The organism is Psychroserpens mesophilus, from assembly GCF_050617655.1.
GTDB lineage: Bacteria > Bacteroidota > Bacteroidia > Flavobacteriales > Flavobacteriaceae > Psychroserpens > Psychroserpens mesophilus_A.
This window is the reverse complement of record NZ_JBODQC010000285.1, coordinates 1-257: the sequence shown is the minus strand read 5'-3', so window position 1 is coordinate 257 and position 257 is coordinate 1. Positions and strand designations below refer to the sequence as shown.

The 257-nt window shown below is 57.2% G+C and carries 1 protein-coding gene; it reads left to right on the top strand.

Annotated elements, in window-relative coordinates; all coding sequences use genetic code 11:
• Window positions 1-239: helix-turn-helix domain-containing protein (locus tag ACRHNM_RS17295; protein WP_431137891.1), on the top strand; the 239-nt coding region annotated here is incomplete at its 5' end.
• Window positions 240-257: the final 18 nt, after the last annotated feature.

The window sequence follows — 257 nt, the reverse complement described above, 5'->3', positions numbered from 1 at the left end:
ATCCGGCGGACATCATTGCCGGACTGCGAAAAAAGAAAACGTCGCTCGCCGCCTTGTCGCGCCAGTCAGGTTTAAGCTCATCAACGCTCGCCAATGCGCTATCACGCCCCTGGCCTAAGGGGGAGTTGATTATCGCTCAGGCTTTAGGTGCCACACCGCAGGTTATCTGGCCTTCACGCTACCACGACCCGGTGACCCATGAGTTTATCGACCGAAGCCGGAAGATCCGGCAGCTATAAAAAAAGCCGGGGCATGCC